Raw genomic sequence first — 15,089 nt, forward strand, 5'->3', positions numbered from 1 at the left:
GCAAAACCAGAAAGGCCAGTTCAACCAGCTGGCGGTCCGCTACGACTTTCAGGACCCTACAGTCAGCGCTCAACCAGGGCTTTACTTGGTCCGATCCCTCTGCCCGACCACGACGACCCGGGCTGCGCCTGCACCGAAAAAACTAAACCAGTCGGTACTATTCGTTAGATCGCCAACACCAGTCCACACGGCGGGAAGGACCGGCTATACCGACACGGGCGTGAGCAGGCTGCCGCGCTATGCGGCCATGCTGGCAGCACCAGGAACGCTGCCCAGCGACGATACCGGCTGGTCCTACGAGGTCAAATATGACGGAATCCGTGCTGCTGCATACGTTTCCGACACACTGCGATTGATCTCGCGCAACGGAAACGACATCACCGCGGCCTGGCCCGAGCTCGCCGGGCTAGCACCAGCGGATCCGCCGTTCGTGGTCGACGGCGAGATCGTGGCCTTCGTCGACGGCCGCCCGTCCTTCGAGGCCCTGCAACCGCGCATGCACCAGCGCAACCGCCGCGCGATCACCGCGCTGGCTGCCACGACACCGGTCACCTTCGTCATCTTCGACTTGCTCCATATCGGCGACCGGCCGCTGGTCGACCTGAGTTATCTGCAACGGCGTGAACTGCTCGAGCGGATCGGCGTGCAGGGCTCGCACTGGCGGGTGTCTCCGCGGCTGGCCGGCGCCGGTGCCGATCTGCTCGAGATGTCGCGGCAGCTGGGTTTAGAGGGGTTGGTCGCCAAGCGCCTTGATGGCCGCTATCTGCCGGGGCGCCGTAGTCCACTGTGGACCAAGGTCAAAAACGCACTCAGCACCGAGGTGATCGTGGTCGGCTGGCGCCCCGGCACCGGCAACCGCAGCCGAACCATCGGATCACTGCTGGTCGCCGTCCCGGACCCGGCAGGCAGGCTGGTCTGGGTCGGTAACGTCGGAACCGGATTCACCCGCCTCGCACTAGCCGACCTGCACATCAAACTCACTGCCCTGCAACGAGACACGCCACCAGTCGTCAACGGCACCGGCATCACCGGCGTGGTGTGGACCGCCGCGGAACTAGTCGGTGAAGTGAGCTTCACAGAATGGACCCGCGAGGGCATCCTGCGCCACCCGGTCTGGCGCGGACTACGCGACATAACCCCAGCCCAAGTCACACCCCGCCTCTGATCAGCGTGGCGGACAGTTGCAGCTTGGCCATGCCATCGCATGACGACCCGAAAAATACTTCATCTCAGAGGATGTTCCAAACGATCTCGGCATTCACCTTCAGCGCTTCGATGCGCCGCAGAACCTCAGCCGCAGTGGAGGAGTCCCGTGCTGATTTTCGAGCATTGGTGGTGATCATGCGTAGCTCTCGCAAGTCACGTAACCACGGATAGCCCGACCAATCGCGGATGTCGAATCCGTACGACCTGGCGAACTGGTCGTACTCGTCGGCAGGGTGACCAAACCGTCGGCAATGGACCTCAAGCGTGGTGAGGTCCCACTCAGGTGGACCAATTGCCGCGCTCTCCCAGTCGGCTAGTACGGCGCGCCGATTCGATGCGTCCCACAGGGCATTTCGGTGATGCGCATCGCCATGGATCAGCCCCGGAGGCAGCGCCCACTGAATGTCGTCGGTCCGTTCTGCCAGTTGTTCTCGTCGTTCATGGAGCAGCCTGCGATCCTGGGCGGACAGGATCGTGTTGGTATCTATTGCCTCGGAGATCGCATTGAATGTGTAGACAATCTGATGGGCGGGCAGTGTCACTGGTACGGCTGTCCGACACAAGTGCAGTTTGGTGAGCGGGTTGGCAAGCTCAGCCGCGTTGACGATCCCGTCCTGCTGATCCAGGTATCGCCAAAAGGTGACCGGGCAGCCTGCGATCAGGAGCGGCTGCTCGGTGTCCACTAGAGACACACTTGGTACAGCCTGCTGTTGAAGCCACCGCACGAGGCCGACTACGTCGATGTGGCCGTCATGACCGGGTCTGCCGATCTTCACCACGATCGGTTCCGTATTGAGGAGATACACGGCGTTGGTATGGTGGCGGATCACCTCAGCGGCGGAGATATCGAAACCCGCTATGCGACATGCTATCTCAAGAATTCTGCGAGTGTTTTCCGGAGTGAATGTTGATTCGCTCAGGTGCGCAGACTTGGCGTCTTGAGGTGTCATTGCGCTTCCGACTGCGCGGTGACTAGCTCTCGCAGTGCACCCGCTGCAGGCAGTCCTCGTCTTCTCGCCGGTAGCGCTTCGAGAACGTCCGTCGCGCGGGCTATCACGAGGCGGGTCCGGTGCCCTGGAGGCAGCGAGTCCAGGACAGCCAACGCCAGCTGGCAGCTCTCTTCGGCCGATCTGTCCATCGCGTAGCCCACCGCAGCATCCAGTTGGATCAGCGCTGGGTCGATGACGACTGCCGGCGTTGCCTTGTAGAGCCGTAGCGCCTCATCCTGGACACGGCGGGCTCGAGCGATGCGCCCCATGTAAGTCAGTGTTCCAGACAAATAGAGCAGCAGCCTTTTGGAACTGAAACGAAAAGCTTCGTCACTGCTGGCACCATCGAGGCCGTCAGTCATTGCCTGAGCTTTCGCCATCGCCCGCTCGGCGCCGTGATCATCACCTAATCGCGCAAGCGCACGAGCCTCAGCGGCCGCAGCCAGTGCGGTCGCGTCACACGCTCTGTCGGGCAGCAGTTCCTGCGCAGACCGCGCCAACGTGACGGTATGCGCGAGATCACCGTAGTAGTAGGGCAGCATCGCGTGCTGGGCCCGAACGCCTGCGCGTAGCTCAAGATTTGGACTGTCGTCGGCGGCTAGGCGAGCTGTGCCGTACCAGTAGTTCGCGCGCTGGATCTGGCCCAACTTCATCAATGCGTCGGCGGTCAGCAGACTCAGTACTGCGGTTGCCTCTGAGAGGCGTGCCTGAATGGCGGCGGGTTGACGCTCCGCCGCGATCGATTGGACTTCCAGAAGGTCTGGCGTGATCGAGGCCAATGCTGTGCTGGGCGCGATCGTGGTGTAAGTCCGTACCTGTTCTGCTACGCGTTCTCCGATCAGCTCGACGCCAGCAGGAGTAACGCTGCACCTCGTCAGTGTCTGGTCGACTGCCATGCGCAAGCCGTCGAGTTCCGACAGCACACCTTCGCGGTGCTGTCGAGCGGGCAGGATTTGCCCGACGCGGGAGGCGGCTAGTGAGCTGTCCTCATGCGCCCGGTCATAGAGCGCCTTCTCGAATCGCTGTTTCCCGCGATCGTCCAGCTTGCGATACGCGTCCTCAAGAAGCCGTTTGCTGCTCGGGCTGATCCGCGCCTGGCTCCCTTGCGACAGCCATACCCGTACTGACCGCGGCGAGCATCCGATTCGGTAGGCAAAATCTTCGGTGCCAAGCAGCATCGCGTCTTGCAGGCACAACACTTCGACGCCGGTCCAGGTGACACCGATCATCGGCGGCTCCGCTGAGTGTGTGGTTGACAGTGGTGTCAGGCTACGCCGGGCGCGGCGGCCGGCGACCAAGGAATGCCGGAAAAATGCCGACTCGTTGCCTAGCCGCTTCCGACCTTTAGGCGAAGCCTGAAGGGGCACCCGGCGTTTCCAGTTCGAACTCAACTCAGTTATACGCACAGCTCACTCTCGCGCAAGACAGCCATATCCGGAGCCGCCGAGTACTCCAACCGCCAGCAGGGAGCCCACATCATGCACACCTCACTAACGGACCGATATCGGCAGTCAAATGAGCCCATAGCCTACCGGGCCGAATCCGGCATCGTGCCCCGAAGGACATAAGCGAATGTGGTTTGGATATTTCGTAATGGATCTGATCGGGGGTCGATCCAGCGATGCCGTCGCTGCATTGTGCGCGAGCGCTGTTCCGTACTCGCAGGACCGTCCCACGATCACGCGATGCACGCTGGGCCGCGAATACGCGAGGCGATTCGAGTCGGTCGGAGTGCGATTGTGATGGATACTGCACTGACGCTCGCGTCGTTGTTCGAGGTGACGGTTTCGCCGGTTTTCGGCTACACCGTTCTGCACACTGAGTCGTTGCCATCGCGGGATCAGGTGTTGACTGCTCTCGCTGGTCACCTGCGGGATGCACCGGACCTCCTCAGGTGTGCTCGCGAGCTTGGCGATCTACACGCTTCGTTGATCCCAGCAACCGTGGATCAGGGCCACCGCGAGGGTGTGGACGTTTTCGCGGTGCTGGACGAGATCGCTGGCGTGGAGGCCGCGATCGATTCATGGGCTGCGTTCAGCGTGCCGCGCTCACCGGTAGGGCGCCGACACACCCATTCACTGGGTGAGGTCATCAGCCACATTGCCCGCACCTATGCCCACGTGTCGTGGACGTTGCGCCACTGTGTTCGCGAGCTACACAAGGCATCTGAGGTCGAGCAGACCATGCACGAAGCGTGGTTCCACCTCGCGCAGGTTATCGAAGGCTACGCCGATCTCGTCGACGACCTCGACGCCGGTCGTGTCCAACTGCCGCTGGGCTGGCGTGGCGTGCGTCCCCCCGAACAGGTTCGCCCGGCATGAGGACGGAACCGGCGCGCGAGTCGATCGCGCAGATGTTGGCGGAGGTGACGGGATGATCGCCGTTCTGATTTCCTCCGCCATCACGGCGACATTTTATGGCCTGTTCTTCGGAATCCTCAGGCTCTTGTCACGGCGCGATCAGGAGCGGCTGCCGTCCCCGCCACGACCACCGCGTGTGGAGGCGATTGTTACTCGACCTGAGTTCTATGCGCCGCCGACGCGCCCGCTGCCGATTGTCATGGCAGCTGGCGCATTACAGGCTCGACACCCGCACATCGGAAGCCGTACGGCTTCCAAAATGTCTGTTCTGCAACGTATTTCTTGATCTCACGAAAGGCTGGTGAGCAAAATGTTCTGGTACGTCCGCATCTTCAAAACGGTGAGCTGCCTGTGATGGCGAGTCGGATGGTTCTTCGTATGTTATTGCTCGTCGTTGCATGGCTCGCCGTCGAGGTTAAGCGGCTCCGGGAGCGACTCGACCAGGCATATCACCCGGCAGTCGGCTGTCCCCACTATAGCCGCCGCAGCCATGTTCAGTTGCGTTGTGGGCGTGAGGATGATGCGCGATGAGCGTTACTGATACCGGGACTGTCAGATACGCCAATGAGCTTGGATGGGGATTTATCGCGCCGGACGGCGGTAAAGCCGACGTTCTGCTTCGCGACCGGGTCGCCTTACACACCAGAGTGCAATTCGAAATCGCTGAGGAACCTAGCGGCCTGTGCGCAACGAACGTCGTACCGGTAACGGGAAGTCCTCGCTGAAGCGAATCGGCCGAACGAATAGTCCTCGCATCAGCCATTCCAATCCGTTTACACCACGCAGGGATTAGACGAATAGCTGTTTCGGACAGAGGCTAAGTCTCGCCATCAGCCTAACCCTGCACGTTGCAACATTTCCAGAAAGGTCTCCGCTGTGGGTTCGGAAGACGACGATGATTGCAAAGGGGCCTGTCCGATGGGCCAGTGCCATTACTCGCCGCTTGCTAACGATATGCAGACTAAGCAAGACGTTTGGCGTGTGTTCCGCCGTCACGAAACACACCCGGAATGCTGCAGATATCGCAAAGCGTCTATGGCCGAGCTGGCGCGGCTCGGCCTGGTGGACTCGGCCGCTATCAGACGCACTCGTGCACAACAGCATGCCCCGATAGTGCACGAGGCGCGCGCGGCTGCACTGCGCAAGTTCAACCCGGTGAAAATGGCGCGCGCTCGCGGACACGTCCCCGAGTACGTGATCTCCGCGCCGGACGAACCCCGCGAGAGCATCAAGACCACAAGACTCCGGACGCAGAAGTTTCGCCACACCGTCCGCCAGCGTTTCCCCTACGCCCTCGCCGAAGTGAGCTTCGATGTCCCCGACGTAATGCCATGGCAAGCGCTGATCACTGCCCCACCGCTGCCCACCGTCGGAATCTCGCTAACCGACAACGGACTGCAAGCGTATATCGACCCCGCCACCGACACTACGGCCGCTTTCATTACGGCTTGGTACGCGAAAACATTTCCAGCGCCCGGCATGACGTTGTATCACCTTGACACCCACACCACTATTTCCCTCAGTCCCACTATCGCGGGTATGTCGATACTTGCCGAACTGACCAACGCCCGCGAGAGCGCCCCGCGATGACGGACGACAACCGAACGCCGCAACCGTTCGAGCATGGTCACCTGAACTCTGCCCGAATTTATGACTATCTGTTGAGCGGAAAGGATAACCGCGAGATCGACCGGGACATGGGCGATAAATTGCTCTCTCACGCACCCGAACTCAAGACGTTGGCTTGGTTCTGCCGGAGCTTTATGCTCAAGGCGGTCCAGCTGGCCGCAGATGCAGGTATCCGGCAATTTATCGACCTGGGCTCGGGTATTCCGAACTCGCCGAATGTGCATGAGGTGGCTCAGGAGATCGATCCATCGTCGCGGGTGGTGTATGTCGACTACGACCCGGTGGTGCACACCCATTGTGATGCGCTGCTGGCGGCCAAGGCGGACGGTGTCACAGCACTGCTGGGCGACATTCGTCATCCCCATAAAATTCTCGATGAGCTGAAGCATCGTACCTTGATCGACTTCAACGAGCCGGTAGCCGTCAGCCTCATCGGGGTTATGCATTACGTAATGGAGTTCGAGGACCCCGCCGGGATTATCGCAGCCTTCCGCGATGAGATGGCGTCAGGCAGTTACCTCGCGCTCACCCACGGCTCCCTCGATTCCTACCCCGAGATACTCCAGGTGCTCACCGCTACCAAAGGCACATCCGCCCAAGTCGAGTTTCGGACCGCAGCCCAAACGGAGGCACTGTTCGCGGGCTTCGAGTTGTTCGAACCCGGAGTAGTGCCAGTACAGGAATGGTTGCGCCCCGACTTGCCGAGCACTCGAATGGTCATGCTCGCTGGCATAGGGCGAAAGGGGAAATGACGGTATGGAACATGACAATGTTCCTGGCGAGCTCGGTATCTACCGCATGCGTCGCTTCAGCCTTGCCGCGTAGGCGCGCATCGGACACATCTCTACCCGCTCGCGTGCACGCTGCCCACCGAGCATTCCGAGACGCGACACCAGTTGCCGCGCTACATCTTCCGACCAACTCGACCAGATCGCCAGAAGGGATGGGTTCTGTGATCACCTCCCCGTACCGCTCACCGGATGCCCCCACCGTCGTGCTGGACACCGACGTCGGTTACGACCTCGACGACGCTCTCACCTTCTGGATTGCCGCGGTACTCAGGATCGCCAATCTCGTCGTCATCACCACCGACGAAACCGAGCATGATCAACGAGCGCAGCTGGCGGGTGCCATCCTCGACAGCTTCGCTCGCCCCGAGGTACCCGTCATTGCCGGGCGCCGACTGCCCGGTGCCGACACCCGGTTTCTCATGGACCCGCTGCCACGGGCGGCCCAGCCGGTACGCACCGATGTTGTCGACTATGTCAGCGCACTGTGTGAGAAGTCGACGCACCCAATCATTTGGGTCGGTATCGGGCCGACGTCCAATCTCGCCGACGTCCTCAGCGCCCGGCCCGAGCTCGCCAAACGAATCAAACTGACGATGATGGGCGGCTGGCTCGACCACTACCGCCGCCCCGACCTCGCCTCACACAACCCCCGACTCGACCCGGCCGCGTTCAGGCTCGTCATGGCCGCCGCACACCAACCGCGGCTGGTATTGAGCACCCACTGCAACGTCGACGAACTCGCCATCACCCCCACCTCCAACCTCTACTCGTGGTTGACCATGCCCGAGGCACCGGCCGATTACGCGCTGATCACCGAGAACGCTTCGCGCTGGTTCGACCACCGAGCCCGCCGCGCTCCCGACGCCGTGCCGAGCAGCTGGCTGAACGACCCGCTCACCTTCGCCGCCGCCATCGATGACGATGACCTACTCGTGAAATTCAGGACCGAAAAAGTGCGCATCGAAGCCGACGCTCGGATGTATCGCGACCCCCACGGGCACCCGATCCAGGTCTCCACCCACGTCGACTACACCGGCTTCCTGACCTGGCTCTCAACCATCCTGCCCCTGACCCCCATCGAACGCTGATCTCATCGCTAACCCTCGATCTCGCGACCGAGCTATCCCAGGGGTGGGTCTAGGACGGCATGTCCGAAGAAGGACGCCACAGCTTCCAATCATCAGCATGCCAACACGATCGGATTCATCACGTGACTAAAAGCCAGGTTTGTATGTCGATATTCCGTTGTGCCACAACCATCTTGACGCATCTATCAGGAGCAGCGCTGTTCTGTGCAGTGCTCCGACCCAGCCATCTTCGCAGCACCGTCGCTGCCGTCCACGGCGCGCTCGTCAGCTATGGCGGCGACTTCGATCCCGCACCGGTAACCACCGACCACAACTGATCACTCAAGACCGAAGGAGACCCGATGGAATACGGCACAGTCAAGAATTTCCACAAGCAAGGCTGGGGTCGGATCGTAAAAGACAGTGGCGGAGACATTTACGTCCACCACAGTGACATAGTCGCCGACGGGTATCGCATGCTGGAGGCGGGGCAGCGAGTCAGCTTCGTTGCCGGCAACAACGCCAAAGGCCCCATCGCACGGCACGTGCGGGTCCAATGACCGGCTCGCAGTACACAGGGTCTAGGCAGCACTGCGCGTCTGAGGATCCGGAGCACCCGCGGCGACAGCTGATCCGGGCAGCGACCGTGCTGTTCCTCTCCCGAGGAGTCGCTGCCACATCGGTCAAGCAGATCACCGACCGTGCCGACATATCGGGCTCGTTCTTCACGCATTTCAAATCTAAGCGTGCGATATGCGATGAAGTCGCCGATCTGCTGTGTGCTCAGGCCACCGCGCGGGTTCTTCGCTTTCGTCCCCGCGACAGCGAGGAACTCGTGAGCAAGTTGGTCACCTGGACAGAGGTCGCACTGGCCCGACCGGGTTGGGTTCGGCTCGAACTCGAACTCGCCGCCCGCAGCGATCCCGACCACCGATCCGGCAAACGTTCAGCCCAGCGTTCGGCCCAGCTTTGCAACGCGATCGCCGCACTGCTCGACACAGTGCGCAGCGAAATGACCACGGACACCCTCACCGAGGTCCGCGCGGCGATGGTGTGGTCGACGATCGTCGGGTTCGTCTGTCGCAACGCGCACAACCGCGAGGTCTCGCGTGCCGCGATAGAACAACACATCACGTATGTCGTGCGATTCGCGCTCACGTAATGGGTAGCGCCCCAGATCGTTTCGAGCCTACGACCGTCAGCGACTGCGAACCCACCGCGTCACTTGCCCATGCGCACTACACCGACCAGAAATCGGAGCCCGTCGATCGCGCCCTGCTGCTCGAGGTGCTCGCCGGGCTGCTGCAACTTCTCGCCCAGCAGTCACACGCAACCGCCCCAGATGATCCACAAGCACATGCTGAATAGACCGCAAACTGCACACGAGCACAGTCGCTTTCACCCCTCCGTGTGCCTTCCCACGTGGGCGTCCGGTGTCCCTGCGTGGACCGAGCTCGACGCCGTTGATGGAGGGAACTGATGTGACAATTCGCCAACACCTACCCACTGATCAACGAGACCTGTTGCTCCTACTCGACTGCGCCAGCCCACCACCTGAGCTCACCGGAGCGCAAGCCGACTTCCTGGCCCTCGTTCACGCAGGCCATGGTGCGGGTTGTCTGCAATTGCTCGCCGCGACGGCCTTGCGCTTCGCCGCATCGACCAACGAATCTTCCAGTAGCGCTGCACAGCCTGGCGCGCGCATCACCGAAGCTTCGGACACTTCCGGCAACATGCGGTACGCACCCGCAGACCGGATCGCCGCCTCGCCGACGGCGAGCAGCCGATGAACCACCTCCTTCAGGTGGTGACCAGCGCGCTGGCTTTCGGCGGTGTCGTGGGAGTTGTCCGCGCGCTGCTGCAGTCATCTCATGTCCGTACTGCCCGACGGGAACGCCTCTCAGCGTTCGAAGATCGCGGACAGCCGGGTACTGCGCCTCGCGGACCGACTCACACCGCACCTGCACGGCCCTTCACTATCGCTCAGGCGCACCGGGTGATGCAGCATCACTGTCGATGTGACCTCCGAACCTGCCCACGCAAACGCGCGGCATTCAAACGACTGATCGAGGTTGGTCATGCGGTACCCGATGTGACCCAGCTTGACTGGTCCTTCCGGGTGTGGCTCTACTGGCGGACGCTGCTCGTGACCGTTCGACAACTGCGACCGTGGACCCGTTAGGTTGTAACTGCGGTCCGGGGGTGAGCGAACCGCTACTACACGCGAATGTGCCAGTCTCGATCAGTGCGCGAAGACATCACCATCGTGCGGGCAGCCGACGCGGCACTGCCCGCATATCGAGCGTTACTTGAGCAGCTGGACCGGCTACACCTATTGCGCGACAGTTCCTTTGCCAGCCCCACGTGGCTACACCCCTGCCAGGCTGGTGACGGCTCGCTCAGACTCCTCGCGACCAGGCAAGGCCAGGCGGTGGGTTTCCTCGGCGGCCTGCCCGCGATCGGGCATATCTCCATCGTCGGCACTGTCCGCCCTGGGAGCGGGACCGGCTCTCGGCTGGTTTGGGCGTTTGCCGAGCATGCCCGCAGCGCGGGAGCCAGCGAGCTCACGGTTTCACTCGACAGCGAACCGAGCCACCGTTGGGTACGGCGACACTTCTTCGAAAGCAACGGCTTCACCGCGCAACCTGGCAGCGCCCTCCATTTCACCCGGCCGCTCACTGATACGCCACATGCGCAACGCCCGATGCGGTGATGGTTCGTACGCTATCCGCAATCATGCGCCCTTACGAAGGGCTGATCGATGAGGTTCCTGTTCGGTTTGGGTGCGCGTGAGCAGCAGTACGGCGTGGTGCGAAGCTACGTCTGACGGCGTTGCTCCCGGTCGGGATTGGCCGGAACCATTTGGCGGGCGAATCGCTCAGGGCGCGGCCGTAGGCGCGGACTGTGCCCGGCCACGGGTTGGTTATCCGGCCGTTGACGTGTCGATACCAGCTTGTCGTGGACGGCCAGACAGTTTTCGCGATGGACTGGTCGATGCGTGCTTGGTGTTCCTGCATCGCGGTGGGGTCGACGGCTATCGCACGCGCACCGATGCGTTCACGCCAGCGCAGGCACCGCACGATGAAGTGGGCTTGGCGTTCTTTCATCTGCGGGTTCGATCCTGCGGGGGTGAAGGTGTTCGGGCCGGCGATCATGAACAGATTCGGGTAGTCCGGGATAGCGATGCCCAGATGTGCTGTGGCGCCGGAACGCCAGTCTTCATTCAAGAGGCGACCTCGGCGGCCGCGCACTGTCATGGGTGCGAGGAATTCGGTGGCGCGAAACCCTGTGGCGTAGACGATGACATCGGCGTGGTGGTGTTGGTTGTCGCTGGTCTGGATGCCGTTGGTGGTGATTGTGGTGATCGGGGTGGTGATCAGTTCTACGTTGGGGCGGGTCAGGGCTTGGTAGTAGTGGCTGTCGATGATGATGCGTTTGCCGCCGAGGGGATAGTCGGGGGTGAGTTTGGCGCGTAATTCCGGGTCGGCGATTTTGTGGCGGAGGTATCGGCGGGCGGCCCATTCCGCGGGCCGGGCCGACCATCCGCGCCGCATGATCGGCTCGAGCATGAGGTCGGCGCCGGTCGCGAGCGCTTGCCGGTAGAGGTGGTGGGCGTACGGCAGGTGCAGAGCTGTCCTGGCGAGTGGCCCGAACTGTGGGGAGGGTTTGGGTAGGACCCAGTGTGGGGTGCGTTGAAAGACGCGCACGGTCTGGGCGGTGGCCGCGAGGTAAGGCAGCAATTGGGCTGCGCTGGATCCGGTGCCGATCACCGCGATGTCGCGACCGTGCAGGTCTTGAGTGTGGTCCCATCGAGCCGAGTGGAACCAAGGCCCGGTGAACTTGTCTCGACCGGGGATGTCGGGGATGTGAGGCCGATGCAGTTGCCCGACGGCGACGATCACGACCTCGGCGACGATGGTGTGGCCGGTGGTGGTTGTCAGCCACCACCGGCCTTCGGTGTCGAGGTAGGTGGCGTCGCTCAGGGCAGTGTTGAGTCGCAGGTGTGGTTCCAGGTCGTGTTCGTCGACCACGCTGTGGAGGTAGGCCAGGATTTCGCGTTGCCCCGGGTATCGGATTCTCCGATCGCGGTAGGGGGCGAAGGAGAACGAGTAGAGGTGTGCGGGGACGTCGCAGTTGCAGTCGGGGTAGGTGTTGTCGCGCCAGACACCGCCGACCTGGTCGCCGCCCTCGAGGATCGTGAAGTCCTCGACACCAGCGTTTTTGAGCCCCACGGCCATGCCGATTCCGCCGAAGCCTGCTCCGACGATGACCACCTTGAAGCGCGGGATACCGCTGGTCAGGTGCCGGTGGTTTTGTCTGGGTTGTGTGAGCATTCCGATCTCGATTCCATGTGTTGAGGTGTGGTCGCGCGGTCGATGACGGCAAGGGCCCGATCCGTCGTCTGGGCGATACGTGCCGCCAGCGGGGGCCAGTCCCGGCCCACGAACGGCTTAGGTCGCCGGACTGGGCGGTCGCGGTGGTAAGCCACTCGTGCACGGCGCGGTGATAGTCGCCGGTGTTGGGGCGCTTGTCCGGTGCCCGGCGGCCGCCGGGGACGTCGAAGGCGGTGGCGGTGCATGCGGCGGGATCTGGTGGATCGGCGTACGCGATGCCGGGTGCCACGACCAGCATCACCGGCGCGGTGAGTGCGGTGATAACACTGATTGCTCTGCGCGTGCGCGGGATATGCCCGGTCGCGAAGCAAGGTTCCGACCGGCGCTGGCCGTTGGGAACCGGAGTACCGGACCCCGCGACCACCAGTGCTTGTGCGGTAGCCGATGTTTCGTCGCGCATGGTGGTTCACCTGGGCTGCTCGGTGATCCATTGGCGGCTCTGGCTGGTCTGGGTGACGCGGCCGATTTGGACGTCGGCGAAGTGGACTCCGAAACCTGTCGTGTCGCCGTGACTGAGTTCTTCGATGAGGCGGCGGGCGGTGGTGACCGATCGAGTCGGATCGTCGTCGGCTGCCGCGCTCAGGTGCGGGTGGTGGATCTGGATGGGGCTGGTCAGGGCATCGCCGAAGGCGAGCAACCGACGCCCGCCCGAGGCGATGCTGTAGGCCATGTGTCCGGGTGTATGGCCAGGGGTGGCGATGGCTTCGACGCCGGGGCCGATGGTCTCGCCGTCATCGACGGTGCGGACTTGGGATGCGAACACCCCCAGCATTTCGGGGGCGACGCCGTCGGTGGCGGCGAGTTCGGGGTGGGACCATTCGATCGCGCCGACGAGTACTTCGGCGTGGGCGAAGGGGCTCGTGATCCTTCCGGGTGCGCTTTGCCACAGCCATCCGATGTGGTCGAGGTGCAGATGCGTCAGCGCGATCAGGTCAATGTCGGACGCTGATTTGCCCACTGCAGCAAGGCTTTCCAGTAGCTGTCCGCCGCGCAGGAGGCCGAAGGGGGTGGGCAGGGCCAGGGGGCCGACGCCGGCGTCGATGAGCATGGCGTGGTCGTCGGTTTCGATCATGAGGGCACCGACGCTGGCGACGAGGTATCCGTCGGGGTTGAGCAGGTGGGTGTGGTCGCGCCAGGTCTGTTCATCGGCACCCGGTAGCCAGGCGCGGGGTTCGAGCAGCGCGACACCGTCGGGTAGGTAGGTGATTCGGTGCGTGCCGAGCTGGTGGCTGTAAACGGTTGCTGGACGGGTGAATCGGTCAAGGCTGAGAGTCATGGGAGTCCTGTTCTCGATGATGCGGAGGCTGCGTGGTCGTGGCGAACGTGTGCGGGGCCGGTGTGGGTTCGGCCGGCAGGGATCTCGCCGGTGTGGTGGACCGGTCATGGCTGCCGATAACGCTGGGCGCGGATCACGCTCGGTTCGCTGTCGCCGGACCGGTGTCGGAGCGCTCGTGGTTATCGCGGGCGGGGGCCGGTAGCCAGTGATCGGAGAAGGCGGCGGTCGCTGCGGTCGCTCCGGCGGCTTGTTCGGCGCCAGCGAGGGTGCATCGACCCAGGCCACAGGCGGTGGCTACGGCGTGCGCGGGCCGGTTGGCGGCTCGTTCGAACAGGCGCAGACTGATCATGGAGTCGACGACGCTGGCCGGTGAGACAACCCCGGCGATCAGAGTCCATCCCGGATCCAGGCGTCGTAGCGGGGTGTAGAAGCGGGGATCCAGGGATGCGGGTTCGCCGCCGTGAGCGCAGGGGATGTGCACGGTCGGTAGCGGGATACCGTTGCGGCGCAGCTGGCGCGCCAGCGGGTTGAGCAGCGCGACGGCGGGGCCGAGGCTGCGTGGTTGCAGTAAGGCGGTGTGGCGGTAGTCGCCGTAGCACAGGTGCAGGCTCGATGCTGCGCCGAGACGATGCAGGCCGGTGAACACTCCGGCGAGCTGGCGGGCGACCATCGCCGCGAGCATGAGAGCGGCGTGCAGCTCGGTGGCTTTGACCAGCGATAGCAGCGCGACCGGGGACTCGACCTGCCAGGTGATGAGCGAGCCGTATCTTCTGGTGAGGGTGGTTATTTCCTGGAAGATGGCCTGGGTGAACACCGGTACATGGCGCAAAGCCGTGGTGAGTGCGCCGAGATGACTCAGGGCTTGACCGATCGGTAGCCCGTCGCCGGTGGCCGAGCCAGCGAGGGCGAACAGGCTCATATCCAGTGAGTTGGGTTGGCTGAGTTGGAGTTTGACGTTGGCGAGTTCTGGGCGATCGCGGCGCAGTGCGGTGTAGTGGGTCACGATGTGGTCGATGGTGCCGACGCGGCGCATCGTGAGATGGTGGGGTGCGAGGGTGACCCCTGAGCGGATTCGGCCAGTCGGCATGTGGTTGTAGTCGGCGTAATCGTCTGGGGTGTGGTCGAAGTCGAAGACGTCGGTGCGGGTATGGAGGTCGCGCAGGTAGTCGATGATCCAGTTGGGATCGATGTCGCACGGCAGCGCGGTCAGTGGTTGTCCGCCGCGGTGGTCGAGGATCCACTCCATCGCGGCGCGCGGGCTGCTCATGAGCGGTCCGGGCAGGCTGCCGACGAAATGCACCTTTCGTTTCATGGTCATTGCTTCCTTTCGTGAAGGGTCGTGAGGTGAGAAGAGCGGGTTCATGGCCGAGGGCGTGG

15 protein-coding genes and 1 pseudogene are annotated in these 15,089 nt (G+C 63.0%); 11 read left to right on the forward strand and 5 right to left on the reverse strand.

Going from position 1 to position 15,089, the window contains the following annotated elements; translation table 11 throughout:
* The first annotated feature begins 220 nt into the window (after positions 1-220).
* Entirely contained in the window at positions 221-1,165 is a 945-nt protein-coding gene (gene ligD, locus DBO33_RS26515; RefSeq protein ID WP_234391050.1) for a non-homologous end-joining DNA ligase, read from the forward strand.
* Positions 1,166-1,229: 64 nt separating this feature from the next.
* On the opposite strand, the gene DBO33_RS26520 is transcribed toward ligD, so the two are convergent.
* Positions 1,230-2,156 carry an aminoglycoside phosphotransferase family protein gene (locus DBO33_RS26520; RefSeq protein ID WP_107657499.1) on the reverse strand — a complete coding sequence of 309 codons (927 nt, stop codon included), beginning with the start codon at positions 2,154-2,156 and terminating at the stop codon, positions 1,230-1,232.
* The gene (locus DBO33_RS26525) at positions 2,153-3,424 is read right to left on the reverse strand and encodes a hypothetical protein (RefSeq protein ID WP_107657500.1); all 1,272 of its coding nucleotides are present in this window, start codon (positions 3,422-3,424) and stop codon (positions 2,153-2,155) included. Before DBO33_RS26525 ends, DBO33_RS26520 begins: the two co-directional genes overlap by 4 nt.
* A 513-nt stretch (positions 3,425-3,937) precedes the next feature.
* On the opposite strand from DBO33_RS26525, the gene DBO33_RS26530 reads away from it, so the two are divergent.
* The 10 genes and pseudogenes from DBO33_RS26530 to DBO33_RS26575 all read left to right on the forward strand — a co-directional run bounded on the left by DBO33_RS26530 (position 3,938) and on the right by DBO33_RS26575 (position 10,755).
* Positions 3,938-4,516, forward strand: coding sequence for a hypothetical protein (locus DBO33_RS26530; RefSeq protein WP_107657501.1), 579 nt, complete (start codon positions 3,938-3,940; stop codon positions 4,514-4,516).
* Positions 4,517-4,568: 52 nt separating this feature from the next.
* On the forward strand, positions 4,569-4,841 hold the full coding sequence (locus tag DBO33_RS43075) for a hypothetical protein (RefSeq protein WP_159080544.1): 273 nt from the start codon (positions 4,569-4,571) through the stop codon (positions 4,839-4,841).
* Between the two features lie 749 nt (positions 4,842-5,590).
* The gene (locus DBO33_RS26540; RefSeq protein WP_107657503.1) at positions 5,591-6,145 is read left to right on the forward strand and encodes a hypothetical protein; all 555 of its coding nucleotides are present in this window, start codon (positions 5,591-5,593) and stop codon (positions 6,143-6,145) included.
* Complete coding sequence (locus DBO33_RS26545; protein WP_107657504.1) at positions 6,142-6,936, forward strand: SAM-dependent methyltransferase; 795 nt, start codon at positions 6,142-6,144, stop codon at positions 6,934-6,936. Before DBO33_RS26540 ends, DBO33_RS26545 begins: the two co-directional genes overlap by 4 nt.
* A 200-nt stretch (positions 6,937-7,136) precedes the next feature.
* A complete protein-coding gene (locus DBO33_RS26550) occupies positions 7,137-8,063 on the forward strand; it encodes a nucleoside hydrolase (protein ID WP_159080545.1) in 927 nt (308 codons plus the stop codon).
* Positions 8,064-8,404: 341 nt separating this feature from the next.
* Positions 8,405-8,602, forward strand: coding sequence for a cold-shock protein (locus tag DBO33_RS26555; RefSeq protein WP_107657506.1), 198 nt, complete (start codon positions 8,405-8,407; stop codon positions 8,600-8,602).
* A pseudogene (locus tag DBO33_RS44795) lies at positions 8,599-8,796 on the forward strand (TetR/AcrR family transcriptional regulator); the annotation flags it as partial. The gene DBO33_RS26555 and the pseudogene DBO33_RS44795, both read left to right, overlap by 4 nt.
* A gap of 81 nt (positions 8,797-8,877) precedes the next feature.
* The gene (locus DBO33_RS44135; RefSeq protein WP_234391051.1) at positions 8,878-9,204 is read left to right on the forward strand and encodes a hypothetical protein; all 327 of its coding nucleotides are present in this window, start codon (positions 8,878-8,880) and stop codon (positions 9,202-9,204) included.
* Positions 9,205-9,523: 319 nt separating this feature from the next.
* Positions 9,524-9,832: a hypothetical protein gene (locus DBO33_RS26570; protein ID WP_159080547.1), complete on the forward strand. Its 309-nt coding sequence runs from the start codon at positions 9,524-9,526 to the stop codon at positions 9,830-9,832.
* A 455-nt stretch (positions 9,833-10,287) separates the two neighbouring features.
* Positions 10,288-10,755 carry a GNAT family N-acetyltransferase gene (locus tag DBO33_RS26575; RefSeq protein ID WP_107657510.1) on the forward strand — a complete coding sequence of 156 codons (468 nt, stop codon included), beginning with the start codon at positions 10,288-10,290 and terminating at the stop codon, positions 10,753-10,755.
* Between the two features lie 31 nt (positions 10,756-10,786).
* On the opposite strand, the gene DBO33_RS26580 is transcribed toward DBO33_RS26575, so the two are convergent.
* From DBO33_RS26580 to DBO33_RS26590, 3 genes are all read right to left on the reverse strand, one after another.
* A complete protein-coding gene (locus DBO33_RS26580) occupies positions 10,787-12,376 on the reverse strand; it encodes a flavin-containing monooxygenase (protein WP_234391052.1) in 1,590 nt (529 codons plus the stop codon).
* 466 nt (positions 12,377-12,842) lie between these two features.
* Positions 12,843-13,712: an MBL fold metallo-hydrolase gene (locus DBO33_RS26585; RefSeq protein WP_107657511.1), complete on the reverse strand. Its 870-nt coding sequence runs from the start codon at positions 13,710-13,712 to the stop codon at positions 12,843-12,845.
* 133 nt (positions 13,713-13,845) lie between these two features.
* Positions 13,846-15,030: a hypothetical protein gene (locus DBO33_RS26590; protein WP_107657512.1), complete on the reverse strand. Its 1,185-nt coding sequence runs from the start codon at positions 15,028-15,030 to the stop codon at positions 13,846-13,848.
* Between the last annotated feature and the right edge of the window lie 59 nt (positions 15,031-15,089).

This window comes from Nocardia suismassiliense (assembly GCF_900269665.1).
GTDB lineage: Bacteria > Actinomycetota > Actinomycetes > Mycobacteriales > Mycobacteriaceae > Nocardia > Nocardia suismassiliense.

Bases quoted from the DNA above. Each gene is read 5' to 3' on its own strand.
- DBO33_RS43075 (WP_159080544.1), top strand. From the start codon at position 4,569: ATGATCGCCGTTCTGATTTCCTCCGCCATCACGGCGACATTTTATGGC.
- DBO33_RS26520 (WP_107657499.1), bottom strand. From the start codon at position 2,156: ATGACACCTCAAGACGCCAAGTCTGCGCACCTGAGCGAATCAACATTC.
- DBO33_RS26525 (WP_107657500.1), bottom strand. From the start codon at position 3,424: ATGATCGGTGTCACCTGGACCGGCGTCGAAGTGTTGTGCCTGCAAGAC.
- DBO33_RS26580 (WP_234391052.1), bottom strand. From the start codon at position 12,376: ATGCTCACACAACCCAGACAAAACCACCGGCACCTGACCAGCGGTATC.
- DBO33_RS26545 (WP_107657504.1), top strand. From the start codon at position 6,142: ATGACGGACGACAACCGAACGCCGCAACCGTTCGAGCATGGTCACCTG.
- DBO33_RS26590 (WP_107657512.1), bottom strand. From the start codon at position 15,030: ATGACCATGAAACGAAAGGTGCATTTCGTCGGCAGCCTGCCCGGACCG.
- DBO33_RS26555 (WP_107657506.1), top strand. From the start codon at position 8,405: ATGGAATACGGCACAGTCAAGAATTTCCACAAGCAAGGCTGGGGTCGG.
- DBO33_RS26585 (WP_107657511.1), bottom strand. From the start codon at position 13,712: ATGACTCTCAGCCTTGACCGATTCACCCGTCCAGCAACCGTTTACAGC.
- DBO33_RS26540 (WP_107657503.1), top strand. From the start codon at position 5,591: ATGGCCGAGCTGGCGCGGCTCGGCCTGGTGGACTCGGCCGCTATCAGA.
- DBO33_RS26530 (WP_107657501.1), top strand. From the start codon at position 3,938: ATGGATACTGCACTGACGCTCGCGTCGTTGTTCGAGGTGACGGTTTCG.